The sequence below is a fragment of the Actinomadura craniellae genome (assembly GCF_003289645.1).
Classification (GTDB): domain Bacteria; phylum Actinomycetota; class Actinomycetes; order Streptosporangiales; family Streptosporangiaceae; genus Actinomadura_D; species Actinomadura_D craniellae.
The window spans coordinates 80934-106631 of record NZ_QLYX01000018.1; the positions used below are offsets into that span (position 1 = coordinate 80934).

27 protein-coding genes are annotated in these 25698 nt (G+C 72.6%); 17 read left to right on the top strand and 10 right to left on the bottom strand.

Annotated elements, in window-relative coordinates; all coding sequences use genetic code 11:
- Positions 1-13 precede the first annotated feature (13 nt).
- Positions 14-937, bottom strand: a complete 924-nt coding sequence (locus tag DPM19_RS29945; RefSeq protein ID WP_111871429.1) for an RNA polymerase sigma-70 factor — start codon at positions 935-937, stop codon at positions 14-16.
- A gap of 173 nt (positions 938-1110) precedes the next feature.
- On the opposite strand from DPM19_RS29945, the gene DPM19_RS29950 reads away from it, so the two are divergent.
- Positions 1111-1494, top strand: coding sequence for a DoxX family protein (locus tag DPM19_RS29950; protein WP_111871503.1), 384 nt, complete (start codon positions 1111-1113; stop codon positions 1492-1494).
- Here DPM19_RS29950 and DPM19_RS29955 read toward each other — a convergent pair.
- A complete protein-coding gene (locus tag DPM19_RS29955; RefSeq protein ID WP_158566939.1) occupies positions 1484-2047 on the bottom strand; it encodes a TetR/AcrR family transcriptional regulator in 564 nt (187 codons plus the stop codon). The genes DPM19_RS29950 and DPM19_RS29955 overlap by 11 nt on opposite strands.
- A gap of 82 nt (positions 2048-2129) precedes the next feature.
- On the opposite strand from DPM19_RS29955, the gene DPM19_RS29960 reads away from it, so the two are divergent.
- Positions 2130-2876, top strand: a complete 747-nt coding sequence (locus DPM19_RS29960; protein WP_111871431.1) for an SDR family NAD(P)-dependent oxidoreductase — start codon at positions 2130-2132, stop codon at positions 2874-2876.
- A 104-nt stretch (positions 2877-2980) separates the two neighbouring features.
- Here DPM19_RS29960 and DPM19_RS29965 read toward each other — a convergent pair whose 3' ends face one another.
- Positions 2981-3364: a TIGR03618 family F420-dependent PPOX class oxidoreductase gene (locus tag DPM19_RS29965; RefSeq protein ID WP_111871432.1), complete on the bottom strand. Its 384-nt coding sequence runs from the start codon at positions 3362-3364 to the stop codon at positions 2981-2983.
- Between the two features lie 93 nt (positions 3365-3457).
- On the opposite strand from DPM19_RS29965, the gene DPM19_RS29970 reads away from it, so the two are divergent.
- The gene (locus DPM19_RS29970) at positions 3458-3910 is read left to right on the top strand and encodes a winged helix-turn-helix transcriptional regulator (protein ID WP_111871433.1); all 453 of its coding nucleotides are present in this window, start codon (positions 3458-3460) and stop codon (positions 3908-3910) included.
- Positions 3911-3961: 51 nt separating this feature from the next.
- Here the strand turns inward: DPM19_RS29970 and DPM19_RS29975 are convergent, their stop codons facing one another.
- From DPM19_RS29975 to DPM19_RS29990, 4 genes are all read right to left on the bottom strand, one after another.
- Positions 3962-4342, bottom strand: a complete 381-nt coding sequence (locus DPM19_RS29975; RefSeq protein WP_146779045.1) for a hypothetical protein — start codon at positions 4340-4342, stop codon at positions 3962-3964.
- A 75-nt stretch (positions 4343-4417) separates the two neighbouring features.
- Positions 4418-5476 (bottom strand): DUF697 domain-containing protein, encoded by a 1059-nt coding sequence (locus DPM19_RS29980; RefSeq protein WP_111871435.1) that lies wholly within the window; start codon positions 5474-5476, stop codon positions 4418-4420.
- 287 nt (positions 5477-5763) lie between these two features.
- Positions 5764-6657, bottom strand: coding sequence for an NAD(+)/NADH kinase (locus tag DPM19_RS29985; RefSeq protein WP_111871436.1), 894 nt, complete (start codon positions 6655-6657; stop codon positions 5764-5766).
- Positions 6654-7661, bottom strand: a complete 1008-nt coding sequence (locus tag DPM19_RS29990; RefSeq protein ID WP_111871437.1) for an SPFH domain-containing protein — start codon at positions 7659-7661, stop codon at positions 6654-6656. The genes DPM19_RS29985 and DPM19_RS29990 overlap by 4 nt, the downstream gene beginning before the upstream one ends.
- A 105-nt stretch (positions 7662-7766) precedes the next feature.
- Here DPM19_RS29990 and DPM19_RS29995 point away from each other — a divergent pair, with 105 nt between their 5' ends.
- Complete coding sequence (locus DPM19_RS29995) at positions 7767-8678, top strand: phosphorothioated DNA-binding restriction endonuclease (protein WP_111871438.1); 912 nt, start codon at positions 7767-7769, stop codon at positions 8676-8678.
- Here DPM19_RS29995 and DPM19_RS30000 read toward each other — a convergent pair.
- A complete protein-coding gene (locus tag DPM19_RS30000) occupies positions 8656-9228 on the bottom strand; it encodes a PadR family transcriptional regulator (protein ID WP_111871439.1) in 573 nt (190 codons plus the stop codon). The genes DPM19_RS29995 and DPM19_RS30000 overlap by 23 nt on opposite strands.
- Positions 9229-9281: 53 nt before the next feature.
- Between DPM19_RS30000 and DPM19_RS30005 the strand changes: the two genes are divergently transcribed.
- A complete protein-coding gene (locus tag DPM19_RS30005; protein WP_111871440.1) occupies positions 9282-9977 on the top strand; it encodes a DUF998 domain-containing protein in 696 nt (231 codons plus the stop codon).
- 137 nt (positions 9978-10114) lie between these two features.
- Here DPM19_RS30005 and DPM19_RS30010 read toward each other — a convergent pair whose 3' ends face one another.
- Entirely contained in the window at positions 10115-10552 is a 438-nt protein-coding gene (locus DPM19_RS30010; RefSeq protein WP_146779046.1) for a hypothetical protein, read from the bottom strand.
- A gap of 398 nt (positions 10553-10950) precedes the next feature.
- Here DPM19_RS30010 and DPM19_RS30015 point away from each other — a divergent pair, with 398 nt between their 5' ends.
- Genes DPM19_RS30015 through DPM19_RS30070 form a run of 12 tightly spaced genes read left to right on the top strand, consistent with a single transcriptional unit; the run spans position 10951 to position 22723 of the window.
- Entirely contained in the window at positions 10951-11697 is a 747-nt protein-coding gene (locus tag DPM19_RS30015; protein WP_158566940.1) for an SDR family NAD(P)-dependent oxidoreductase, read from the top strand.
- Positions 11697-13046 (top strand): class-II fumarase/aspartase family protein, encoded by a 1350-nt coding sequence (locus DPM19_RS30020; protein ID WP_199485359.1) that lies wholly within the window; start codon positions 11697-11699, stop codon positions 13044-13046. The genes DPM19_RS30015 and DPM19_RS30020 overlap by 1 nt, the downstream gene beginning before the upstream one ends.
- Positions 13046-14008, top strand: coding sequence for a thiamine pyrophosphate-dependent dehydrogenase E1 component subunit alpha (locus DPM19_RS30025; RefSeq protein ID WP_111871443.1), 963 nt, complete (start codon positions 13046-13048; stop codon positions 14006-14008). The genes DPM19_RS30020 and DPM19_RS30025 overlap by 1 nt, the downstream gene beginning before the upstream one ends.
- Positions 14001-15032: an alpha-ketoacid dehydrogenase subunit beta gene (locus DPM19_RS30030; protein ID WP_233510927.1), complete on the top strand. Its 1032-nt coding sequence runs from the start codon at positions 14001-14003 to the stop codon at positions 15030-15032. Before DPM19_RS30025 ends, DPM19_RS30030 begins: the two co-directional genes overlap by 8 nt.
- Positions 15033-15076: 44 nt before the next feature.
- Positions 15077-16063 carry a sugar ABC transporter substrate-binding protein gene (locus DPM19_RS30035; protein ID WP_111871444.1) on the top strand — a complete coding sequence of 329 codons (987 nt, stop codon included), beginning with the start codon at positions 15077-15079 and terminating at the stop codon, positions 16061-16063.
- Positions 16064-16098: 35 nt separating this feature from the next.
- Positions 16099-17664: a sugar ABC transporter ATP-binding protein gene (locus DPM19_RS30040; protein WP_111871445.1), complete on the top strand. Its 1566-nt coding sequence runs from the start codon at positions 16099-16101 to the stop codon at positions 17662-17664.
- Positions 17654-18928 carry an ABC transporter permease gene (locus tag DPM19_RS30045; protein WP_111871446.1) on the top strand — a complete coding sequence of 425 codons (1275 nt, stop codon included), beginning with the start codon at positions 17654-17656 and terminating at the stop codon, positions 18926-18928. The genes DPM19_RS30040 and DPM19_RS30045 overlap by 11 nt, the downstream gene beginning before the upstream one ends.
- A 4-nt stretch (positions 18929-18932) precedes the next feature.
- Positions 18933-19412, top strand: coding sequence for a VOC family protein (locus tag DPM19_RS30050; protein WP_111871447.1), 480 nt, complete (start codon positions 18933-18935; stop codon positions 19410-19412).
- Complete coding sequence (locus DPM19_RS30055; RefSeq protein ID WP_111871448.1) at positions 19409-19744, top strand: L-rhamnose mutarotase; 336 nt, start codon at positions 19409-19411, stop codon at positions 19742-19744. Before DPM19_RS30050 ends, DPM19_RS30055 begins: the two co-directional genes overlap by 4 nt.
- The gene (locus DPM19_RS30060) at positions 19741-20598 is read left to right on the top strand and encodes an amidohydrolase family protein (protein WP_111871449.1); all 858 of its coding nucleotides are present in this window, start codon (positions 19741-19743) and stop codon (positions 20596-20598) included. Before DPM19_RS30055 ends, DPM19_RS30060 begins: the two co-directional genes overlap by 4 nt.
- A 14-nt stretch (positions 20599-20612) precedes the next feature.
- Positions 20613-21689, top strand: a complete 1077-nt coding sequence (locus DPM19_RS30065; RefSeq protein WP_111871450.1) for a Gfo/Idh/MocA family protein — start codon at positions 20613-20615, stop codon at positions 21687-21689.
- 38 nt (positions 21690-21727) lie between these two features.
- A complete protein-coding gene (locus DPM19_RS30070) occupies positions 21728-22723 on the top strand; it encodes a LacI family DNA-binding transcriptional regulator (protein WP_146779047.1) in 996 nt (331 codons plus the stop codon).
- Positions 22724-22791: 68 nt separating this feature from the next.
- On the opposite strand, the gene DPM19_RS30075 is transcribed toward DPM19_RS30070, so the two are convergent.
- The gene (locus tag DPM19_RS30075) at positions 22792-25578 is read right to left on the bottom strand and encodes a glycosyl hydrolase family 95 catalytic domain-containing protein (RefSeq protein WP_158566941.1); all 2787 of its coding nucleotides are present in this window, start codon (positions 25576-25578) and stop codon (positions 22792-22794) included.
- Between the last annotated feature and the right edge of the window lie 120 nt (positions 25579-25698).

Consider the following 25698-nt stretch of genomic DNA (forward strand, 5'->3'; position numbering starts at 1 on the left):
GGGCGTTCCGGCCTCAGCGGGTCAGCGCGGTCTCCCGCTCCACGCGGGACAGTTTCTCGGGGTTGTGCACGAAGTAGAGGCCGGTGATCAGGCCGTCCTCGACCCGTGCCGCCACGACGCCGTCGAGTTCCCCGTCGAGCCGCAGGACGAGCCCCGGTCGCCCGTTGACCTGGGCCGGTTCGACCGACGTCCGGGCGCCGACCCGGTTCCAGCCGGCGGCCAGCAGGCGGGCCACCTTGCCGGCCCCCACGACGGGCCGCGGCACGGCCCGCCTGAGCCCGCCGCCGTCGCTCAGCAGGACGACGTCCGGCGCGAGGACGTCCAGCAGGTTCTGCGGGTCGCCGGTCTCGATCGCCCGCTGGAACGCCTGGAGCGCGCCGCGGACCTCGGCCGGGGAGGCCACGTCGCGGGGCCGGCGCGCGGCGACGTGCGCCCGGGCCCGGTGCGCGATCTGGCGGACCGCGGCCGGGTTCTTGCCGACGGCTCCGGCGATCTCGTCGTACCCGAGGTCGAACACCTCGCGCAGCACGAACACCGCCCGCTCGGTCGGGGTGAGCGTCTCCAGAACCAGCAGCATCGCCATCGAGACGCTGTCGGCCAGCTCGACGTCCTCGGCCACGTCGGGTGTGGTCAGCAGCGGTTCGGGCAGCCAGGAGCCGAGGTAGGACTCCCTGCGCCGGCCGAGCGTGCGCAGCCGGCTCAGCGCCTGCCGGGTGGCGATCCGCACCAGGTACGCGCGCCGGTCCCGCACCGTGCCCGGATCGACGCCCGCCCACCGCAACCAGGTCTCCTGGAGGACGTCTTCGGCGTCGACGGCCGAGCCGAGCAGCTCGTAGGCGACGGTGAACAGCAGGTTGCGGTGGGCGACGAACGCCTCGGTGGCGGGGTCCATGGGGCCGCCGGTCTCGCCCGTCGACGGCTCGCTGCGCTCGCTCATGGCCGGCTCCCACCCGTTCGTTCTCGACCGTGCTCCACGCACAGGACGCCGCTCCCCACCCTGCTGTGACACCCGCAGCCGGTGACGCACGTCACATGGCCGCGCTGTCACAGGGATCGGGCGGCCGGCATCTCATGCGGACTGGTCACCCCGTCAGAATGCAGGAGAACCTCGTGCACCTCACCCTGTGGATCGCCGCCGGACTGCTGGCCACGGTCGCCCTGGCCGGCGGCGTCAGCAAAACCTTCGTCCCCAAGGAAAAACTGGCCGCGCACAGCGGCGGCGAGTGGGTCGGGCAGGCCGGCGTCGGCTTCGTCAAGACCCTCGGAATCCTCGAGCTCCTGGCCGCGGCCGGCCTGATCCTGCCCGCCGCGCTCGGCATCGCACCGGTCATGGTGCCGGTGACCGCCCTCTGCTGGGTCCTGCTCATGGTCGGCGCGATGATCACCCATGGCCGCCTCGGCCAGTTCAGGCTCGCCCTGCTGAACTTCGCCTATCTCGCGGTCGCGGCCTTCATCGCGTGGGGCCGCTTCGGCCTCGAACCTTTCACCGGCTGACGAACAAGGACCGGTGGAGCATGGCACGTATCCGGTCGTGGCTCTCCCGCCGTCGTTCGCCCTCGAAGTCGTCCATGGCGCCCTCGGCCATCTGGTAGGCGAGGATGATGTCGCAGACGTAGACGTCCGGGTGGACGATTCCGGCCTTTCGGCCGCTGTCCAGCAGGGGGATGAAAGCGGCGGCGGTCCGCCCCGCGAGTTCGGTGAACCAGTGGACTCCGGCCTGGGAAAGCATGTGCGCGATGCCGCCGTGGCCGAGCTGTAGGTCCAGCACGAAGTCGAAGAGTTCGATCACGGCCGCCGGGTGGCCGGCCAGCTCTGCCGCGCGCCGTTCGATCCGGGCGACGTTGTCCTCGAAGACCGCCGCCGCGAGTTCCTCGCGGGTGGTGAAGTTGCGGTAGAGCGTCGTCCGGCTGACTCCGGCCGCGCGTGCGACCTCTTCCAGCGGAACGTCGAGCCCTTGCTGCGCGAAGGTCCTGCGGGCGGCGTCGAGCAGCCTCTCGCGGTTGCGGGTGGCGTCGCGGCGCGGAGCCCGCCCGGTGTCCATGGGCATGGAGGGAGGATAGCTTGGCAGAAATCCGTACATTGATGTACGTTTTGGAGAACCAGCAGGTCACAGCCGCTTTGGAGAGCTCATGCAGAAACTGTCCGGCAAGACCGCCGTCGTCACGGGCGGGTCTTCGGGTATCGGGCTGGCGATCGCCCGGCGCTTCGCCGCCGAAGGCGCCCACGTCTACGTGACAGGCCGCCGCAAGGCCGAACTGGACGAGGCCGTGGAACTAATCGGCACGGCCACGGGCGTGCAGGCGGACGTGTCGGATCCGCTGGCGCTGGACACCCTGTACGCGCGGATCACCGCGGATGGGCGGCGGGTGGACGTGGTGGTGGCCAACGCCGGCGGCGGCGGGCTGTCCCGGCTGGAGGACGCGACACCGGAGTACGTCGACGGCATCTTCGGCACGAACGTCGCCGGAACGCTGTTCACCGTGCAGAAGGCGCTGCCGCTGTTCAACGATGGCGGTTCGGTCATCTTGATGTCCTCGATCGGCGCCGAGCGCGGCAGCGAATACCTCGGGGTCTACGCGGCCGCCAAGGCGGCGGTCCGTTCCCTGGGGCGCACCTGGGCCAACGAGCTGAAGACCAGGGGCATCCGCGTCAACACCATCTCGCCCGGCGGCGTCGCCACCCCGGCCCTGGCCGCGGCCGCCCCCGACCCCGCCGACGCCGAAGGGTTCTTCACCACGCTCGGCGCCGGCGTCCCGCTGGGCCGCATCGCCCAGCCCGACGACATCGCCTCCGTCGCGCTCTTCCTCGCCACCCCCGAAAGCGGGTACATGACCGGCTCCAACCTCTACGTCGACGGCGGCGCGGCCCAGATCTGACCGCCCCTCTCCCGGTACCGGCGCCGAGGCGCCCGTGATCGCCCTTGTCCCCCGGCCGCCGCCGACATGATCGAATTGCCGCGCACCGCCCGTCCTGCCGCCGCTTACCCGACACCGACCGTCTGGCGTTCGGGTTCGATGACCGCGACGACGCGTTCCTCGTCTCGCGGGTACGGCTGGTCGATGTACTTGGTGGACAGCCGGTCGATGATCGTCCAAGCGGCGTCGCCGGCGAGCCACTCGACAACGCGGCCGCGGATGACGATCGGCTGGAGCGGGTCGTCGGCCGGGGTCAGGGAGAGCGCGATCCGCGGGTCGCGGCGCAGGTTGCGGGCCTTGCGCGAGTGCGGGCCGGTGAGGAACACGACGTGGTCGCCGTGCGTGCCGATCCAGACGGGGACGGTGTGGGGGGCGCCGTCAGGCAGGACGCTGGCGAGGTGGGCGATCGGGGTGCCGTCGAGTACGCGGCGCACGTCGGGGTCGAGCATCGTGGTCAGCTCCCAGCTTGGGTTCCTTGAGGAGACTCTGTGACCGTAGCATGTTGAGTTCCGTTAAGGAACCCCGATTGTTAGGCTGGTTCCATGCAGCGCACGAACTTCAGTGGGATGGCGTGCTCGATCGCGCGCACGCTCGACGTCATCGGGGAGCCCTGGTCACCGCTGGTCCTGCGGGACGTGTGGGTCGGGCTCAACCGGTTCGACCAGATCCAGGCCGACCTCGGCATCTCCCGCAAGGTCCTGACCGAACGGCTGAACCACCTCGTCGACCAGGGCGTCCTCGACCGCCAGCCCTACGACCGGCGACCGCGGTACGAGTACCACCTGACACAGAAAGGCACCGAACTGGTCGACCTGCTCATGGTCATGGCCGGCTGGGGGGACAGGTGGCTCGCGGGCGAGGCCGGCCCGCCGGTGCTCTACCGCCACCACGCGTGCGGCGAGATCAGCGGCGTCGACCTGCGCTGCGCCCACTGCGGCGAGCCGATGCACGCAGGCGACGTCGACCTGCTCCCCGGCCCCGGCGCAGCCGCATGACCGAGAAGCCCGGAGCCTCCCGGGCGACCTCCTCAGCGCGGTTGGCGCGCCTCAGGTGCCAGGGGCCGCCCGGCGCAGGGCCACGGCCTGGCTGACCGCGAACGCCGCGACCTCGACGGCCACCGCGGCGAGGAGCACGGTGAACGCACCGTCCCACGGCCGGACCGCCGCGAACGCGGCGATCAGCGTGGCCGCGACGGCGTTGGCGACGAGCACCCTCGCCAGCCACGGGCGGAGCCGAGGACGCCGGGCGACGCGGTGCAGCGCGAACGCCCAGGCGCCGACACCGGCCGCGACCGCGATGAGCACTGCCGGCGCGACGGCCAACCACTCCGACACCGGGCCCGCGAACAGGGCCAGTGACACCGCCGCCACCGCGCAGTAGATCGAGTCGAGCCGCAACGAGAGCCGCCCGGCATGCCGTGTCCCCATGGCCACGATGCTACGCACGACCCCCGGCCGAGAGGGCCCCGGCGTTTCCCTGGCCGCAAGCGGCCGGTGAAGGGGTCACTGCTCCTGGTACGGGGTGTACATCTGCGCCCAACGGATCTTCCTGCACTCCTCGAAGATCTTCATGAGCGCTTCCCGCGAGCCTTCCTTGTCCACACCGAAGGCCAGCTTTCCCGTACCCCAGATGAGCTGCATGATTCTCATGAACTCTGCAGTCTCGGTGAACTCCTCAGGCAGATTCAGCGCTCCGGCGATGACTTTTATCGATACGTCGCCGGCACCGTCCTTGAGTTCCTTGCGCAACTGCTTGCTGAGCAACTTCTGGTAGATCTCGATCGTGTCCTCGAGAGCCTTCTCGTTGACGTCGAGGTGCAGTCGCAGCAGATAAGTTTCCTCTGTGCCCAAGCTCGTGAGCCGGGCGACGGCCTTCCTGGCCTCGTCTCTTTCGAGAATGATCTCCTTGATGACCTCGGGGTCCGTGACGACGCCTTCGACGGGCGCACCGTCGAAGGCGTCCTCGAACTCGGCGGCCTTCTCGTCCTCAAGGTCGAATCCCGCCTTGTAGATGGCCAGCAGAGCTCCGAGTCCGACCTGCGCAAGGAAGGTCAGCACCATCTGCCCTTCCTTGGACTCAAGGAATTCGTCCAGCTTCTTGAGGTCGTTCCGGGATACGTACTCGCATACCTGGATCCACGCCTTGCCGAGCGCATACGTCGTGGAGGCCGCGGTCGAAGCCGAGATCACCCCGCCCACGGCCGGCCCCACCAGGGGAACGAGCCGGGCGGCACGAGCCGCGATCATCTTCAGTGCGCGCTTCTTCACCGCCTTCGTCGCCGACCGCACGACCACGCGGCTACCGGCCGCCGTACCCGCCGCGATGATCGTGGATAGGGAGAAGGTGGCCTGCCGCTCACACTGCGGGAGGTTGTAATGAGCCGAAATGGCGTTGATCATAACGATCTGTATGGGCGCCACGGCGGCAACGTCGACGAACGAGGCCGGAGTCGCCCCGACGACGCCCCCGAGACCGGCAGCGGCAAGCCAGGACTTACGGACGGTCGCCTCAGCCGCCGCACGGCTGGCACGCAAGTCAAGGTAATCGAATTCCTCAGCCATACCTGGCCGATACCCTGCCGCAACAATCGAACACACCTCAGCGTAAAATTGAACAGAGCGGCAATATGCGGAGCCCCTTAATTGGTTTTACGGCTACACGGCCGGACCCGTGACCATAAAACTGATTCTCCAGGACACAACTCAAATCATCGATGGATTTCTCTCCAGAAGTTGTATCAGCAGAAAGTTGTGCGGCAGAGGCCGGATGTCCGCCTGCGCGGTGGGAGAACGACAGCCGGGCGTCGCCGTGCTCGTCACCCGCTCCGCCTACCCGGCCTGGTGCCGGATCAGCGGACCAGGGACAGGCGGCCGGGGGCGAGGCTGATGCCGATCCGCTGGCCCCAGGACAGGGCGAGGCGGTCGGACTCGATGCCGTCGCCGAAAGCCACCAGGCCGTCGGTCTCGGAGACCAGGTCGAGGGTTTCGCCCTGCTCCAGCCGGCCCTCCGTGCGGGACGTGCCGGTCGCCGGGGACGGCCAGGCCTCGCGCACGAACCAGGCCAGCGACGGCTCGGTGGACGCGGGCAGGCGCAGTTCGCTGTGGCGTTCCAGCCAGACCGACCGGCACCAGCCGGTGGCGCCGGTGCCGGTCGCGACCAGGACACCCGACGACGACTGCCGCTCCGCCGGATCGTCCCCACAGGTGAGCCGGTAGCGCGCGGACTGGTGGGTGGGGTGGCCGACGAACACCTCGTTCAGCGCGGTCAGCTCGTTCCCGTCGTCGGTGACCGCCCGCACCATGGCGCGCTGCTCGGTCCTGCCGGTACCGGCGGCCACGTCCCGCAGCAGGTCGGCGCACGCCTCGACGGGGTGCGGGACCAGCACGCCCGGGTTGCGGTCGGGCTCGGGGTCGAGGCCGATGACCGGCTGGCCGTCCAGGTACTTGGCGGTGTTGGCGACCAGACCGTCCTGCCCGACGACCACCACGATGTCGTCGGGGGCGAACAGGAACCGGTCCAGGTCGGCGCGTTCCACCAGGCCGCGCCGCCAGGACACCGGGATCGCCGCCGCCACCCCGGCCAGCGCCGCGGTGGCCGTGGCGTGCGCGGCGGCCACCGCGGTGATGTCCCGGCCGCGGGAGCGGAGGAAGAACTCCGCCTGGCCGCGGCTGCCGTGCCTGGCCAGCAGGTCCTCGTACTCGGTGCGGCGGTGCACGACCACCGCGCGCGGTGCGAGCGTCATGCTTCGTCCCGGGGCGATCCCAGCCGGGCCAGGGCGGTGGTCAGCAGGTCGGGGGTGAGGTTGAGCTGGCCGATCTCCGGCAGGTGTTCGGCCAGTGCCTGGGCGGCCAGTGCCAGCAGGATCGCCGGGTCCATGTCCCGGTAGACGGCCAGGTGCGCGGTGTTGGCCTCGGCCTCGGCGGCGCCCAGTGCCCGGCGGTTCTCGGCCTGGGTGGTGGCGTTCAGCCGTTCCCGTTCCGCCTTCGCCTCCGCCGCGACCCAGGCGGCGGCCGCGGCCTCCTCGGCGCGGCGGCGCTCGTTCTGCCCGCGCCGCGCAACCAGTTGCTCCTCGCGGAGCGCCAGCTCGATCTGGTTCTGCATCTCGTTCTCGGCGATGGCGCGTTCCCGTTCGACCGCGACGGCGCGCCGCTCGTAGGTCGCCCGGTCGGCCTCCTGCTGGACCTCCTCGCGGGCGGGGGTCTGCAGGGCGCGTTCCACCTCGGACTCGGGCCGGACGGCGACGACCCGCACCCCGACGATCGTGATGCCGGTGTCGGTGAGCCGGGAGTCCCCGGCCAGCCCTGCGGTCACCGCGTCCCGGAGCGCGACCGGTCCAGCGGTGATCGCCTCGCGCAGCGTCATGCCGGCGGCCAGGGTGAGGGCGTGCTGCTGGGCGCTCTCGGTGAGCATGGTCGCGACCTGGTCGAGCGGCGCCGACCGCCAGGCACCGGTGTCCGGGCTGATCGCGAAGTCCAGCCGGCGGGCCGCCAGCGCCGGTTCCTCGATCCGGTAGGTCACCGTGGCCTGCACGCTGATGTCCTGGTAGTCGGCCGTGCGGGCGTGGAAGAGCATCGGCAGCTCCCGGTCGTCCACCGGCACCTCGCTGATCACCGCTGACAGCGGCCGGAACCAGAAGGACACCCCCACGCCCTCGTGGGCCGGCTTCCCGCGCCGCAGGTGCCGCACGTAGGTGGTGGGCGCGCCGCGCAGGTGCCGGAGCAGTGGCCGCCGCTGGATGTCCGCCATGAATCCTCCCTTTTGTCGTCATGAGGACGATAAAGGGGAAGTATAGTCATTCTCAACCTGATAACAACATGATTTTGGCTCGGGCTCCGGGCTAGGCTGCCCGGCATGGACTGGGTCGAGCGGGTCCTGAAGGTCCGTCGGCACTCCCGGAACGGGGAGCGCGCCCCGCACAAGCCGTTGCTCCTGCTCTACGCGCTCGGCCGGTTCCAGGCCGAGGGCGCCCGGCCGATCGGGTTCTCGGCGGCGGAGGAGGATCTGCGGCGCCTGCTGCGCGAGTTCGGGCCGCCCCGGGCCACCAGCCCCGGCTACCCGTTCCATCACCTGACCAACGACGACGGGCTCTGGCTGGTGGAAACCGCCGGCGGGCCGGGTAGCCCAGGACCGGAGGTCGGGCGGCTCCGGGCGGAGCAGGCGAGCGGCCGGCTGCATCCCGACCTCGCGGCGGCGCTCGCCGAGCAGCCGGGGTTGCTCCCGCAGCTCGCCCGGGCGCTCCTGGAGGCCGGCTTCGCGCCGTCGCTGCACGCCGACATCTGCCAGCAGGTGGGCCTGGATCTGGAGGACGCCGAACTCCCCGGCCAGGTCCGCGAGCAGGTCGGGCGCCGCGACCCCGCCTTCCGGATCGAGGTGCTGGAGGCGTACGAGTACTCCTGCGCGTTCTGCGGCTACGAGGGCTGGCTGGACGGGGTCGGTGTGGGCCTGGACGCCGCCCACGTCCGGTGGCGCACCTACGGCGGCCCGGACGAACTCGGCAACGGGCTGTGCCTGTGCGCCCTGCACCACCGCCTCTTCGACCGCGGCGTGCTCGGCCTGAGCCCCGACCGCACGGTCACGGTGTCCCGCAAGTACGTCGGGCGCGCCGGCACCTCGCGCATGCTGGTCCTCGACCTCACCGGGCGGCCGGCGCGCGCGCCGCAGACGGGAACTCCGGGGGTCGAACGGCGGCACATCGAATGGCACAGCAGCCAGGTCTTCCGCCACCCCGCGCGGTCGGCGGTCAGCCGCCGGACGGCCAGGTGATCTCTCCGGTGCGCAGGTCCGCCACGAGGTCCCGGACGTAGGCGAGTTCCGCCGCTATCACCTGCCGCTGGTACTCGGACTCGATCGCGAACAGCCGGGGCAGGAAGCTGCCGACCTGGGCGATCTCCGCGTCGAGTGCCGCCGCCCGGGCTTCGAGCCGGGTGATCCGGGCGGTCAGTGCCGCGGCCGCGTCCGCGGGGGCGAGGTTGGGCAGGAACGCCAGCGCGGCCGGGAACTCGGTGTACTCCGGCGCGGGGGTGGAGAGCATGGTGCGCAGCCACCCGGCCAGCGTCGCCCGGCCGGCCGCGGTGATCCGGTAGCTGGTGCGTTCCGGGCGGTTGTCGGCCCGTTCGGTCGCCGCCACCTCGGCGAGGCCGTCGCGCACGAGTCGCTGGACGGTCTGGTAGACGCTGTTGCGCTGGCTGACGTTCACCACGTCGTCCTTGTGCCGCTCCTTGATCAGTTGCTGCATCCGGTACGCGTGCATGGGCTCCTCGGCGAGCATCGACAGCACGGCGACGGCGAGCACGGAGCGGCGCGGGGCGGGCATCGGCCCAGCTTAGCCATTGACGAGATTTTAGTCATGATATGTATAGTCAAAGTATGACTATCGACTCGGCATCGCGCACCGTGCCCGCCGGCGGATCCGCCTCCGCCGGCCGCCGGCTCGCCCTCGGAGCCGTGGCCGGCCCCGTGCTGTTCACCGCCGGGTGGCTGGTGCTCGGCTTCACCAGCACCGGCTACACCCTCTTCGACCACACGTTCACCGACTACTCGCCGGTCAGCCAGCCGATCAGCGGGCTCGGCATGGGCGCCACCGCCGGATACATGAACACCGCGTTCGTCGCCACCGGGCTCCTCCTGATCGCCGGCGTGGTCGGCGTGTTCCGCGCCACGGGCGACCGGGAACCGTCCGCCCTGCGCCGCACGGCCCTGGTGCTGCTCGCCGCCACCGGCGCCGGTCAGATCGTGTGCGGCGTCTTCGACCTCGAGGCGGTCATGCCGCACATGCTGGGATTCCTCCTGGCCCTCGGCACCCCGGTCGTCGGCTTCCCGGTCGCCGGCCGCTACTTCCGCACCGTCCCGGGCTGGCGGCGGTTCGGCACCTGGCTGATGCTCGGCGGGCCGCTCACCCTGGCCCTGCTCATCGCGTTCTTCGCGACGTTCCAGCCCACCGCCGACGGCGCCGAACACGGTGTCGCCGGGCTCGTCCAGCGCCTCGGCGTGCTGGAGGTCCACGCCTGGTACGTCGCCATGGGCGTCCTGGCCCTGCGGCGGCACCGGAGCCGCCCCCGTTGAGGAGGTCCTGGACGATGAACACGAACGCCGCGTCGTCGCCGGCCTGCGGCGGCACCGGAGCCGCCCCGTTGAGGAGGCGGGCTGCTCCCGTCCGCCCATGAGAGCGCCGCGCACCCCGCCGGGGTGCGCGGCACGGCTCACCCGGCGGGGGCGACCACGCAGTCGTCGTTGGCCACACCGGTGTCGGCGGCGTCCGGCTCCCAGTTCAGGGTGTTCCCGGGGACGTCGAGGAAGGCGTAGATCTCGCCCGTCTCCAGGCAGTCGTCGTGGTCCCGACCCACCCGCGTGCCGCCCAGGTCCGTGACGACGAAGCCGCGCCGGGGGTCCAGGGTGACGCGGACGGTGAACTCGCCGACGCGGCGGCCGCGGAAGGGCGCGTTGACGGGGATGACCCACATGCCGGAGGGCTTCCGCTCGATCAGGGCCCGGTCGCCCTCGTCGCCCTTCTGGTTCCAGCCGTCGATGTAGACGACGGCGTTCGGCCGGATCTGCCGCAGCGCGGTCTGCTCGGAGGCGCAGCCCGCCGCCGTCGCGAGGATCGACACGGCCACCACGGCCGTCTTCGTGTAGCGCAAGGCGTCCATCCTGATACTCGTCCGGAACGGGGGCGGATCGGTGCCCCGCCGGGGCCGACACGCCCCCTGGCAATGGTGCCGATCCGGATCATCCAGGGGAAGGGCCCACGGACCCACAGCAGCGCGATGTTCCGGACCATCCGGACACCGACCCGCCATGGAGTCGCGACCCGGACCGGGCATGGGCCGCGGGCGGGTTCCCCTCTCGCAGCCGCCGGCCGCCGTGCGGCCGGGCTCGCCGACGCGCCGCTCGACGGGCGCGGGCACACCCGGTTCCCTGCGGACGGTTCGTGGCCCACCAGCGATGACAACGGATTCGGCGTTGTTCAGGTCTTGTGTCGAGTCTGTTTCGTCCGTTACGTTGCTGGCTCAGTCAAACGATTGAACGGGAGGTGGCCGTGGAGCTGGCACTCACTGAGCGCCGGATCCTGGTGACGGGGGCCGCCGGGGGCCTGGGGCGCGCGATCGCCGAGTGCCTCACCGGATGCGGCGCCCAGGTGGCGGCGGCCGACCTGCACGAGGACGGGGTGGCCGGGCTCGGCGCGGTGGCGCTGGCAGCCGACCTCACCGACCCCGCGCAGGCCCGCGAGCTGCCGGAACGGGCGGCCGCGGCGCTCGGCGGCCTGGACGGGCTGGTCAACTGCGCGGGCGTCATGCAGACCAAGCCGCTGGCGGAACTCGCGGCCGAGGAGTGGCGGCGGGTGATCGACCTCAACCTGACCTCGGTCTTCCACGTCACCCAGCGGGCCGCCGAGCTGATGGACGGCGGGTCGATCGTCACCCTGGCGTCGGTGGCCGCCCGGTCGGGCCGGCCGAACGCCGCGCACTACGCCGCGTCCAAGGCGGCACTGCTGTCACTCACCAAGTCGGCGGCGCTGGCCTACGGCCCGGCGATCCGCGTCAACGCGGTGTGCCCGGGGGTGTTCATGACGCCGATGTGGGAGGGGATCATCGCCGACCGCGAGCGCGGGTTCGGGCCCGGCGCGGGCCGGCAGTACCTGTCGGAGGTGACCGCGGCCAGCGCCCTGAAGCGGGACGGGCGGCCCGGAGAACTGGCCACGGTGGTGGCGTTCCTGCTCAGCGACCTGGCCTCGTACGTGACCGGCCAGGCGGTCAACGTCGACGGCGGACTGGAGATGGACTGATGGGGCAGGCGTTCCGGCTGCTGTCGGCGCTGTACCACGACGAGCCGATGCTGGAGATCTGGTCACCGCAGGCCACCGTGGCCGACTGGCTGCGGGTGGAGTCGGCGCTGGCGCGGGCGCAGGCGGAGGTGGGCCTGCTGGCGCGGGAGGACGCCGAGGCCATCGCGGCGGCCTGCCGCCCGGAGCTGATCGACCTGGACCGGCTGTGGGAGGGCGCCCGCACGGTCGGGTACCCGATCCTGCCGCTGGTCCGGCAGATCGCCGGGCACCTGCCGCCGGGCCCGGACGGGCGGGTGCACTACGGCGCCACCACCCAGGACATCATGGACACCGCCCTGGCCCTGCAGCTCGTCCGGTCCTGCGACCGGCTGATCGAGCTGGCGCTGGAGTTCGGGGACGGGCTGGCCGCGCTGACCGAGGCCGGCGCCGGGCTGGTGGTGGCCGCGCGGACGCACGCGCAGCAGGCCGTCCCGACGACGTTCGGCGCGAAGATGGCGGTGTTCCTGGGCGAGGTCTCCCGGGAGGTGGCCGAGCTGCGCCGGATACGGCCGGCCGTGGGAGTGGTGTCGCTGTTCGGCGCGGGCGGCACCAACGCGGCCATGGGCGAGAACGCGGCCCGGGTGCGGGCGGAGCTGGCCCGGCGGCTGGACCTGGCCGACACCGAGGTGCCCTGGCACGTGGCGCGCGACCGGGTGGCCCGGTTCGGGCAGGCGTGCTCGCTGCTGGCCGCCACCTGCGTACGGTTCGCGCGGGAGGTGGTGGACCTGTCCCGGACGGAGATCGGGGAGGTCGCCGAGCAGGGCGGACACCACCGCGGCGCGTCCTCCACGATGCCGCAGAAGGCCAACCCGATCTCCTCGGAGTCCGTGATCGGCTACGGGGTCGCGGCATCGGGGATGGCCGGGCTGCTGGCCCGGGCGATGGAGGCCGGGCACGAGCGCAGCGCGGGCGAGTGGCAGATCGAGTGGCTGGCCGTCCCGCAGGTGGCCGAGTACACCGCCGCGGCCGTGCGGCTGGCGGCCGGGACGGCGGGGTCGCTGCGGGTGTTCCCGGAGCGGATGCGCGCCAACCTGCGGCTGGACGGCGGCCTGCTGATGAGCGAGGCGCTGATGATGCGGCTGGCCCCGGCGCTCGGCCGGGAGCGGGCCCACGACCTGGTGTACGCCGCCGCGGTGCGGGCCCGGGCCGAGGGGGCGGACCTGGTCAGCACGTGCACCGCGGAGCTGCCCGCCGAGCTGCGCGCGGAGATCGGCCCGCTGGACCCGTCGGGCTATCTCGGCGAGGCGGCGGCGGTGGCGTCCGCCGCGCTACGGGAGTGGAAGACGGTACGCAACGGAGGAGGGGCTTGATGGAGGTCCAGGAGAGGCTGGCCGACCTGCACGCCATGTGGCGCATCCGCGCGCTGGAGGAGAAGGTGCGGGAGCTGCGGCTGGCCGACGGCGGTAACGGCCCGATCGTGGGGTCGGTGCACCTGTGCATCGGCCAGGAGGCGGGCCCGGTCGGCGCCTGCTCGGAGCTGGGCGCCGACGACGCGCTGTTCGCCACCTACCGGGGGCACGGCTGGGCGCTGGCGCGCGGCGTGCCGGCCGAGGCCATGATCGCCGAGTTCGCCGGGCGCGCCACGGGCGTCAACGGCGGCCGGGGCGGCTCGGCCTACTTCACCGCGCCCGAGCACGGCTTCCATGGCGAGAACTCGATCGTCGGGGCCGGGCTGCCGATCGCGGTGGGCGCCGCGCTGGCCGGGCGGTTCGACGGCAGCGGCCGGATCGCGCTGACGGTCTTCGGGGACGGGGCGCTCAACCAGGGCGCGTCGCACGAGGCGCTCAACATGGCCGCCGCGTTCCGCCTGCCGGTCGTGTTCGTCTGCGAGAACAACTACTGGTCGGAGCTGACCGCCATCGACGAGATGGTCGGTGAGCCGGAGCTGTGGAAGCGCGCGGCCGGCTACGGCATGGCCGGCGAGCGGGTGGACGGCAACGACCCGGCCGCGGTGCGGGCGGCCGTGCGCGCGGCCGCGGAGCGGGCCCGGACGGGTGGCGGCCCCACCCTGCTGGAGCTGATGACGCAGCGGCTGGTCGGCCACTACATCGGGGACGTCGAGCAGTACCGCCGGCCGGGCGAGCTGGACCGGGCCCACGAGGACGAGCCGATCGCCCGGCTGACCCGGGAGCTGGCGGCGGCGGGCGTCCCGGCCGCCGAGATCGAGGACGCGCGGGCCCGCGCCCACACCGAGATGGAACACGCCGCGGCGGCCGCGCTGGCCGCGCCCCTGGCCGACCCCGACACTGCGAAGGACCACGTCTATGCCTGAGCTCACCACCAGGCCCGCCCCGCAACCGCCGGTGGCCGAGACCCGCAAGCTCAAGTACGGCGAGGCCGTCAACGCGGCGCTCGTCCGGCTGCTGGCCGAGCTGCCCGAGACCCTGCTGTACGGCGAGGACGTCGCCAAGCCCGGCGGTGTCTTCGGTGTCACCCGCGGCCTGCGCCGCCGGTTCGGCGACCGGGTGTTCGACACCCCGATCAGCGAGGCCGCGATCCTCGGCAGCGCGGTCGGCGCGGCGCTGATGGGCGCCCGGCCGATCGTCGAGATCATGTGGGCGGACTTCTCCCTGGTCGCGCTGGACCAGCTGGTCAACCAGGCGGCGAACGCGCGGTACGTCTCGCGCGGCACGGCGCCCGCCCCGATCGTGGTGCGCACCCAGCAGGGCACCGCGCCGGGCGCGTGCGCGCAGCACTCCCAGTCGCTGGAGGCGCTGTTCCTGCACGTCCCCGGGCTGCGGCTGGTCATGCCGCGGACCGCGCAGGACGCCTACGACGCGCTGGTCAGTGCGGTGCACTCCCCCGACCCGGTGATCGTCGTGGAGAACCGCACGCTGTACTTCGGTGACAAGGCCGAGGTGGAGCTGGGCGGGGCGGCGCGGCCGATGGGCTGGTCGCAGCTGCGCCGTCCCGGCCGGGACGTCACGGTGGTGAGCTGGGGCAAGGTGACCGGCGAGGTGCTCGCGGCGGCCGAGTCCCTGGCCGCCGGCGGGATCGACGCCGAGGTGATCGAGCTGACCTGGCTCAACCCGGTCGACATGGACGCGGTGCTGGCCAGTGTGGCGCGCACCCGGCGGCTGGCCGTGGTGCACGAGGCGAACGTCACCGGCGGCTTCGGTGCCGAGGTCGTCGCCCGGGTGGCGGAGTCCGGGGTGTCCCTGGACGCCGCGCCGCTGCGCGTCGGCGCCCCCGACGTGCGGATTCCCGCGGCGCCGGCGCTGGTCGGCGGGCTGCTGCCCGGGGCGGCGTCGATCGCCGCGCAGATCGCAGGACGGATTTCCGGAACCGCCCACTGAGCGGGTCCGGCCGATTTGGTCAATCGTTAGAACGGAGGTGCCGCATGGCACGTAAGAAGGTCATCGCGACGGCGCTGGCGGCGGTCACCCTGGCGGCCGGGTGCGGCGAGGCCGGGCAGGGCAGCACGCCCCCCGCCGCGGACAAGAAGAACCTCACGATCGGGGTGTCCACCCTGGGGATGAGCTTCCCCTTCCCCGCCGCGATCAGCAAGGGCATCAAGGCCGAGGCCGCCCGGCTCGGCATCAAGGTGACCGAGGTGGACGCGCAGGGCAAGGCCGAGAAGCAGACCAGCGACGTCCAGGACCTGATCGGCCAGCGCCCCGACGGCGTGCTGCTGCTCCCGGTCGACTCGGGCGTGGCCACCGGCATGGCCGACCAGCTCAAGACCGCCGGCATCCCCACGGTGGCGGTCGCCTCGCAGGTCGGCGACCCCAAGACGCGCAAGCTGGAGGACGTCTACCCGGGCCTGGTCGCACTGGCCACCCAGGACGAGTACGGCGCCGGCCGCAAGGCCGGGGAGATGGCGGTCAAGGCCCTGCCCGGCGGCGGCCCGATCGCGGTCGTGGAGGGCGCCGCCGGGTTCGCCGAGGTCGAACTGCGGTTCCGCGACTTCCTGGCCCCGGCCAAGGCGGCCGGCATCAAGTTCGACGTGGTGACCCGGCAGCCGGGCGACTGGGTGCCGGACAAGGCCCAGTCCGCCTGCCAGAACATGCTGGCCGCCAACCCGGGCATCAAGCTCTTCTACGCGGAGAGCGACGACATGGGCGTGGGCTGCGCCAAGGCCGTCAAGGCGGCGAACTCCAAGGCCCTGGTCATCGGGATCGGCGGCTCCAAGCTCGGCGTCGACGCGGTCAAGGCCGGCGAGCTGTACGGGACCGTCTGCTTCAAGCCCGAGGACCTCGGCAAGCGCGCCGTGCAGGTGCTCCACGAGCAGCTGACCGGCACCAAGAAGTACAACGCCCAGTTCGTCACCTACGACACCCCCGCGATCACCAAGGACAACATCGGCGACTGCCAGCCGCAATGGTGACGCACCCGGCCGTACAACATGCGAAGGAGGAACCGATGAGCGACGACCCCCTCCTGCTCCTCGACGGTGTGACCAAAACGTTCCCGAACGGGACGCAGGCGCTGCGCGGCGTCTCCCTCGCGGTGCGGCCGGGCAGCGTGCACGGGCTGGTGGGCGCCAACGGGGCGGGCAAGTCCACCCTGGTGAAGATCATTTCAGGGGCCCACCAGCCGACCGGCGGCGTCCTGCGCTGGACCGGTCAGGACCGGCGCTGGCGCGATCCCGGCGCGGCGCGCCAGGCCGGGATCGCGACCATCCACCAGCACGTCCCGCTGGTGCCCACGCTGACCGTGATCGAAAACGTCTTCCTGGACCGGCGCGGGGCGTGGCGGATGACCGCGGCGCTGCGGGCGGAGTTCGCCGCGCTCGTCGACCGGCTCGGCTACCGCATCGACCCGGACGCGGTGGTGGCCGACCTGCCCATCGGCTCCCGGCAGATGGTCGCCGTGCTCCAGGCGCTGGCGGCCGGCGCCCAGCTGGTGATCATGGACGAGCCGACCGCCTCGCTGTCGGAGCAGGAGCGGCGGGTGGTGTTCGACGCCGTCCGCCGGCTGTCGGCGCAGGGCACCGCGTTCCTGTACATCTCCCACTTCTTCGACGAGATCTTCGAGCTGACCGACCGGGTGACGGTCGTCCGGGACGGCACCACCGTGCTCGACGAGGCCACCGAAACGGTCACCGAAGGCATGCTCGTCCGCGCCGTCACCGGCCGCGAACTGCTGGCCGTCGAACGCGCGGACACCGCCGGGCCGGACCCCGGCGCGCCGGTGGTGCTGGACGTCGCCGACCTGTCCTCGGCGGTGGGGCTGCGCGACGTCTCCTTCCAGGTCCGCGCCGGCGAGATCCTCGGCATCGCCGGGCTGCTCGGCTCGGGCCGGTCGGAGATCCTGCGCGCCGTCTTCGGCGACGACCCGTCCGCCGCGGGCACCGTCCGGGTGAACGGCGCCGAGGTGGGCCGGTCCGCGCGGGCCGCCGTGGCGGCGGGCGTCGCCTACGTCCCCGAGGACCGTGCCGGCCAGGGGCTGCACGGCGGCCTGCCGATCTGGCAGAACGTCAGCCTGCCCGACCTGGCCCGGCTGTCGCGGGGCCGGCTGGTGCCGCGCACCGCCGACGAGCGGGCGCTGGCCGGGCGGGCGGTCGCCGACCTGGGCATCGTGACGCCCGGCGTGGAGGCGGTGCCCGGCGAGCTGTCGGGCGGCAACGCCCAGAAGGTCGTGTTCGCCAAGTGGATGTACGCCGACACCCACGTGTGGCTGCTCGACGAACCCACCGCCGGCGTGGACGTCGGCGCCAAGGCCGACCTGCTGCGGCTGATCAGGCAGTTCGCCGCCCAGGGCAAGGCCGTCGTCATCGTGTGCGGCGAATTCGAGGAACTGCTGTCGGCCGCCACCCGCGTGCTGGTCGTGCGCGGCGGCCGGATCGTCGCCGAGCGGCAGGCGCCGCGGACCACAGAAGAGGAACTGCTCATGCTGGCCCACGGGCTGTGGACGGAACCGTCCGGGCCCGAGCAGGCACCCGAGCCGTCCGACCCGAACGAGGAAGAGATGTCCCATGAGCGCTGAGGCCACCCCCGGACGGTGGCGGCTCCCGGCCGCGCTGCGGCTCGGCAACGCCGGCGTCGTCTACGCCTTCGCCCTGCTCGTCACGGTCCTGGCCATCGCCAGCCAGGCCCAGGGCCGGGTGTCCTACCTGGGGCCGACGAACGTCGCCAACATCCTTGACCAGAGCACCCTGATCGGCATCCTGGCGATCACCACCACGATCGTCCTCATCAGCGGCAACTTCGACCTGTCGGTCGGCGCCGTCGCCGCCCTCGGCGCCGCGGTGTGCCTGAGCCTGTCCGACTCGATCGGGTTCTGGCCCGCGCTGGCCCTCGCGCTGGCCACCGGGGCCCTCGTCGGGCTGTTCAACGGGGTGGTGGTGCAGTACGTCGGCATCAACGCCTTCATCGTCACACTCGGGACCATGACCGCCGTGCGCGGGATCGTGCTGATCGTCACCGACGGCCGCACGGTCACCGCCCCGGACGGCGCGGCCCGCGAGGGGCTGCGCGCCATCGACGGCGGCGCCTGGGTCACCCCGAACCTGTACCTGCTGGCCGGGCTGGTCCTGCTGGCCGCCGGCATCTGGCGGGCGGCCCGGACCCGGCGGTGGCGGGCGCCGCGGGCGCTGGTGCCGCTGGTGGCCGGGGTCGCACTGGTCGCCGCCTCCCCCGCGCTGATCTTCACGATCCGGATCACCCAGCGCACCCTCTACCTGCTGGTGCTGGCCGCCGTGGCGGCCTGGGTGCTGCGCTACACCACGATCGGGCGGCGGCTGTACGCCAGCGGCGGCAACGCCGAGGCCGCCCGGCTGTCGGGCATCGCGGTCGACCGGTACCGGGTGGTGGCGTTCGTGCTCAACGGGACGGCCGCCGCGTTCATCGGGGTGCTCTACGCCGCCCGGCTCGGCTCGATCAACCCGACCGGGCTGTCGGGGTTCGAGCTCACCGCGCTCGCCGCCGCCATCCTCGGCGGGACCTCGCTGTTCGGCGGGCTGGGCAGCGTCGCCAAGTCGCTGGTCGGCGCGCTGATCCTGGTCACCCTGAAGAACGGGTTCAACATCCTCAACCTGGGCGCGAACTGGCAGGGGCTGGTCGAGGGCGTCGTCCTGATCGTCGCCGCCGGCGTCTACACGGTGTCGCTGCGCCGCCGCCAGACCCGCCGCATCCGCGAGGTCGAGACACCCCCCACCGGGTCCGGTCCGCCGGGCACGCCCGATACCGGGGAGGCCGGGGAGGCCGGAGATCCGCCCGCGAAGGTACCGGCCGCGCAGAAAGGGGACTGAGCCGATGCTCACCGCCATCTGGCACTTCAGCTTCCACGTCGCCGACCTCGACCGTTCGGTGGCCTTCTACCGGGACGTGCTGGGCATGGAGCTGGTGCACGCCCAGGACCAGGACAACGCCTACACCCGGGCGCTGGTCGGCTACCCGGACGCGAGCCTGCGGGTCGCCCAGCTGGCCGTCCCGGGCCGGGACGCCGCCCGGGTGAGCTCGCACGACCTGGAGCTGGTGGAGTACGTCGTCCCGCGCGGCGAGCGCCAGGACCCCGCCCGGCACCACCCCGGCGCCGCGCACCTGGCGTTCGCGGTGGACGACATCGAGGCCGAGCACGCGCGGCTCACCGGCCTCGGCGTCCCGTTCGTGTCGCCGCCCAACCGGATCACCGCCGGGGTCAACGCCGGCGGGGCGGCCTGCTACTTCCTCGACCCCGACGAGATCACGCTGGAACTCGTCCAGCCGCCGGCCCGGGCGGGCGGGGCGCGATGATGCTCGCCCTGCACAGCGTCCTGCGCGCGGGCCGGGAGGAGGACTACGACCGGGAGCACGCGGCCGTCCCCGCCGACCTGCTCGCCGCGCTGCTGCGCGCGGGCGTCCGCGACTGGACGATCTGGCGCAGCGGCCGGCACCTGTTCCACCTGGTGGACGCCGACGACTTCGCCCGCGCCCTGGACACCCTCGCCGGCGACCCGGCCGACCAGGCGTGGCAGGCGCACATGGCCGGCCTCGTCGACCACTTCGAGCCGGGCGGGGACGAGCGGACCGGCGCGCTGCGCAAGGTGTGGAACCTGCGTGAGCAGGAGGAAGGGGACCCGCGATGAGCCCGATCATCGACGCCCACCAGCACTTCTGGAACCTGGACCGGGTCGCCTACCCCTGGCTGACGCCCGACCAGGGCCCGATCCACCGGACGTTCGAGGAGGGCGACCTCCAGGCGGACCTGGACGCGTGCGGGATCGACGGGACGGTGCTCGTCCAGTCCGCCGACTCCTACGCGGACACCGACTACATGCTGGAGGTCGCCGACCGCTGGCCCCGGGTGCGGGCCGTCGTCGGCTGGGTGCCGCTGACCCGCCCGGACGAGGCCGCGCAGGCACTCGACCGCTACCGGCGCGACCCCCGGTACGCCGGCGTCCGGCACCTGATCCACGACGAGCCCGACCCGGACTGGCTGCTGCGCCCCGAACTGCGCGACGGCCTGGACGCGCTGGCCGAGCGCGGGCTGACCTTCGACGTCGTGGCCGTGCTGCCGCGGCACCTGGAGCACGTGCCGGTGCTGGCCGAACGGCACCCCGGGCTGCGGCTGGTGATCGACCACCTGGCCAAACCGCCGATCAGGGAGCGTGGCCGGCAGCCGTGGGCGGACCTGCTGGCCCGCGCCGCCGCCCACCCCAACGTGTACGCCAAGGTGTCCGGGCTCAACACGGCCGCGGACTGGGAGACCTGGTCCGCCGGGGACCTGCGGCCCTACGTCGAGCACGCACTGGAGGTCTTCGGCGCCGGCCGGCTGATGTTCGGCGGGGACTGGCCGATCTCCGTCCTGGCCGGCGGCTACCGCAAGGTGTGGGACGAGACCGTCACGCTGCTGGACGGCCTCGCCCTCGCCCCCGCCGACCGGGCCCGGATCCTCGGCGGCACCGCCGTCGAGGTCTACCGCATCCCCGAGATCCCCTGAACGGAAGCCGTCCCATGCTCGAACTGTTCACCCCGATCGCCGACCAGGCGCGGATCTCGGTGCCGGTGGAGCACCGCCGCCCGATCGCCGTCGTCGGCGCCGGCGCGATCGTCGACGTCGCGCACCTGCCCGCCTACCGCGCGCACGGCCTGACCGTCCGCGGCCTGTACGACCTCGACCGGGACCGGGCGCGGGACGTCGCGGCCCGGCACGGCGTCGAGCGCGTCTACACCTCGCTGGAGGAGCTGCTCGCCGACGAGGAGGTGGCGGTGGTCGACATCGCGGTCGTCCCGACCGCGCAGTCCGCGATCGCCCGCGCGGCCCTGGCGGCGGGCAAGCACCTGCTGTGCCAGAAGCCGCTGGCCCCCGAGCAGGCCGAGGCCCGCGAGATCGTCGCGCTGGCCGAACGGGCCGGCCGGCACGTGGCCGTCAACCAGCAGTTGCGCTGGGACGAGGGGATCGCCGCGGCGCGGGCCATGGTCCGCGCCGGCTGGATCGGCACGCCCACCGCCATGTCGTTCACCGTGGACATCAGCACCGACTGGAGCGACTGGTCGTGGCTGGTCCGGTCGGAACGCCTGGAGATCATGTACCACTCGATCCACTACCTCGACGCGATCCGCTCCATCCTCGGCGACCCGGTGCGGGTGTTCGCCGCCGCGTCCCGCACCCCCGGGCAGGTCGCCGCCGGGGAGACCCGCACCATGAGCACCCTGCTGTTCGAGAACGGCGCCCGCGCGCTGCTGCACGTCAACCACGAGAACCGCACCGGCGACCCCCGCGCGGAGTTCCGCATCGACGGGGACGGGGGCGCGATCCGCGGCACGCTGGGCCTGCTCTACGACTACCCGCACGGCCGTCCCGACACCCTGGAGGTCAACAGCGCCGTGGCGCCCACCGACGGGTGGGCGCCCTATCCGGTGACCGAACGCTGGATCCCCGGGGCGTTCGCCGGGCCCATGGCCGGGTTGCTGCGCTGGATCGCGGAAGGCACGGAATCTCCCACCTGCGGCCGGGACAATCTCGGTACGCTGGCCCTCGTCCAAGCCCTGTACGACTCCATCGAAAGCGGCGAGGCTAGGCCATTGTGACCCGGTCCACCGAAGATGGCGGGCGGCGCATCCGTCGGGTGACGCTCGCCGACGTCGCTCGCCGGGCCGGGGTCGACAAGGCGGTGGTCTCGCGGGTCGTCAACAACGACCCGCTGCTCAACATCCGCCCCGAGACCCGCGCCCGGGTGCTCGCGGCGATCAAGGAGCTCGACTACCGGCCCAACGCGGCGGCCCGCAGCCTGCGCACCACCCGGACGGGCACGGTCGGCCTGTTCATCCCCGACTTCGCCAACCCGGTCTACGCCGAGATCATCACCGGTGCCGAGACCGCCGCGGCCGCCCGCGACTGCGTGCTGATGGTCGGCTCGTCCACCGCCGGCGGCAGCGCGCGCGGCTACCTCGACCTGCTCGGCCCCGGCCGGGTGGACGGGCTGCTGCTGGCCGGGGGCGCGATCACCGACGAGGAGCAGGCCGTGCTGGCCGACCGGGGCCTGCCGTGGCTGTTCGTCAACCGCCGGGGCGGCGGCGGCCGGCACGTCGTCCTCGCCGACGGGCTCGCCGCCCGGATCGCCGTCGAGCACCTGGTGGAGCTCGGGCACCGCCGCATCGCCCATGTCGGCGGCCCGGCCGACGCCGACACCGCGCAGCGCCGCCGGGACGGCTACGCGGCGGCGCTGCGCGCGGGCGGGCTGGCGGAGGACCCGCGGCTGATCGTCCAGGGCGACTACGAGCCGGACGGCGGGGCCCGCGCCGCCCACCGGCTGCTGGACGGCCCCGAGCCGCCGACCGCGGTGTTCGTCGCCAACGTCACCGCGGCGATCGGCGTGCTGAGCGCGCTCCAGGCGCATGGGCTGTCGGTGCCCGACCAGGTGTCGGTCGTCGCGGTGCACGACCTGCCGCTGGCCGCGCATCTGGTGCCGCCGCTGACCACGGTCCGGATGCCGTTGCAGGCGCTCGGCGCCCGCGCCGTCGAACTGCTGCTGTCGGCGCCGGCCGACCAGCCCGTCGAGGAGGTCGTCCGCGACCCGATCGAGCTGGTCGTCCGGCATTCGACGGCGCCCCCGCCGCACTGACCTGGATAGACGGCGGCCGCGGCACCCTTTCCTCGGGTGCCGCGGCCGGTTCGGTTACCGCCTTCCGGTTACTGCCTGGTGACCAGGGTGAAGTAGCTCGAACTGCCCTGCCCGGAGACCCCGGAGTTGGGGCCGAGGGTGACCCGCCCGGCGGGCAGTTCCTTCTTGAGGACGAGGAACAGCGTGTCCGTGGTACGGATCGTCATTCCCGTGTCGGTGAACCCGTCCTGCGCCAGCCAGCCGGGCCACCAGGTGCCCTTGCCGCGCGCGTCGGCCGCGACGTAGACGGTGGCCGGGGCCTTCAGGTCGAAGGTCAGGTAGTCGGCGGGCGCGGTCATCTTGGAGTCGTTGTTGGCACCGCGGATCAGCTCCGCCCCGGCAAGCGCCGCGGGCAGCTCGCTGATCGTGTAGTGCCGGTCGACGTGCGTCGGCGCGCCCTGCGCCGCGCGCACCAGCGGGTGCAGCTTGTCGGGCCGCACCACGTCGACGAGCTCGCCCGGGATCTGCGGCACGCTCGTCCTGACGCCCAGCGTCCGGTTGCCCAGCTGCTTGACGCCCTGCTCGGGCTGCCCGGTGACGCGCTGGAACCCGAACGAGGAGTGCGGGCGGTCGACCCGCTCCAGCAGGTAGGAGTGACCGGCCTTGACCCGCAGGGAGATCACGCCGGCGGCGGTGGGGCCGGCCAGCGGCCTGCCCCGGCCGGTGCGGCCGTCCACCACCCGGACCTGCTGCCCCGGCCACGGGTTCTGGATCTTGAGGTCGTCGTCGCGGGCCGCCTGAACGCCGACCACGCCCGGCGTGCCGCCCGTGACCTCGGTGCTGACCCGGTGACCGCCCAGGACCTGCACCGATCCGGCCACGTCCCAGCCCTGCGGCCAGGCCGGCGCGACCTTGATCACGCCCTCGTAGGACTGCACGAGCGCCTCCTGGAGTGCGGAGGAGACCACCGCGCCCCAGCCGTTGTAGTAGTTGCTCTCCCGCAGCGGGTCGGCGTTCTTGCCGTGCGCGGTGAACCCGTTCGGGAAGACCTGGAAGTCCTTGGTGCCCTGGACCAGCAGGTTCTTCATCTCCTCGCCCTTGCCGAGCCGGGCCGCCAGCAGCGCGTCCTCCGACCACTCCCGGGTCTGGACGTAGACGCGGTTGCGGAAGGTGGCGTCCATCAGCGCGGAGTTCGCGCCGTACAGGCCCCAGGGGAACAGCGGCTCGGTGTCGGGGTTCTGGGTGTTGCGTCCCTGCTCGTCGGTGGCCGACCAGGCGATGACCTGCTCACCGTTACGGGTGACCGTGCGGAAGTCCGGGATCTTCGGCAGGGCCGTGCGCAGCTCCCGGGCGAGCTCCCGGTCGCCGCGCCGGTCCGCCTGCTCGGCGATGATCGGGAAGATCACCCGCATGGCGGCCAGGTCGGTGGCGGGGTCGGAGGTGTCCCACTGCGTCTCCATCGCGTTCACGTGGTGCAGGTGCAGCTTCCCGTCGTCGCCCTCTTCGAGGATCGACAGGTAGAAGCGCGCCACGTCCCGCATGAGGGGGTAGGACTCGTCCAGGATGGAGCGCTTCCCGGTGTACCGGTACTGGAGCCACAGGTTGTGGACGACCTCGGGGCCGGTCGTGACGATCCGGTTCAGCCAGTCGGGCGGCCGGCTGCTGTTGCAGGCCCCCGCCGTGCCGTCGTAGCGCAGGTACTCGGCCACGCACACGCCTTCGGAGCCCGGCCAGTTGGCGCGGGTCCACTCCCGCATTTCCTTGAGCCGGTCGAGGTACAGCCGGAAGTACGGGGCGTTGAACTCCTCGGTGCCCGCACCGAAGTTGGTGTAGACGGGCTGCCGCAGGTTGAAGTGCCACCAGTGGTCGGCGGACCAGTGCACGGCGTCCCGCCACGGCGAGAACATGTTGATCACTCCGCCGTGGCTGCTGGGGACGGTGCCGCGCATCGTGGCGGCGGTCATGTAGAGCTGCTGGGCGCGCAGCGTCTCCATGTACTCGCCGGAGCCGTCCGGTGAGGTGATCCGCAGTGGCGCCGCGTCCGACCAGAACCGGTGCCACCAGGTCCGGTGCGCCCGGTCGATCCCGGTTCCGGTCGAGCCGGCCAGCGCCTTGGCGGTCGCCTTGCCGAGGTCGCCGCCGGTGTGCGCGGGCACGCCGGTGACGATGCGGAACCCGCCGTCCGGCCGGGGCTTGAAGCTCAGCCGCACGGTGCGCGCGTCGACCACCTGGGCGGTGACGTCGCGGCCCTGCGCGGTGACCGCCGCCACCGCGCCCGTGACTCCGCCGGACGCCTGGTCGGTGAAGGTCTCGGCGAGCGCCGCCACGTTCTTGTTCGCGTAGGTGGTGGGGGTGCGCCCGTCCCAGAGCTTCAGCTCGGCGGTCTGCGTGACGTTCGGGTCCGCGCCGGTGACCTCCAGGACGAACTGGTCCTTGTCGGCGCGCACGTAGCTGCGGGCCGACATGCCGCCGCCCTGCTGGACCAGGTCGGCGTCGTGCAGCCGCAGCCGGCCGCGGTAGTCCGGCGCCTGCATCATCGGGAACAGCCCCGGGACGGTCAGCCGGCCGGCCGACTTCAGGTTCGGGAAGGTGTCGGCGCGGTTGAGCTGCGCGCTGAAACCGTCCTCGGCCCAGACCGCCGCGCCGAACGTCCCGTTGCCGACCGGCATGCTCTGGTACGCCTGCCAGGACGGCTTCTCCAGGATCAGGTCCGAGCGCGCGATGACCCCGGCCGTGTCCACCTGCAACGATCCGTTCCGCCAGGCCGTCGTGCCGCCCGAAGGGGTGCGGGCGGCGCTGGCCGGAACGGCGGCGGTCGTCGCGAGAAGCGCGCCCATGACGGACGCCGCGAGCCATGCCCGCTGCCTTCTCCTCATGACTCTCGTCTTTCCAAGAGATCCTCCTCGACTTGGTCAATCGTTTGACCAAATTTTCCCACGGCGCCGAAGACCCAGACAAGAACGCGGCTGTCACCCCGCCCTTCACGAACACTTCGG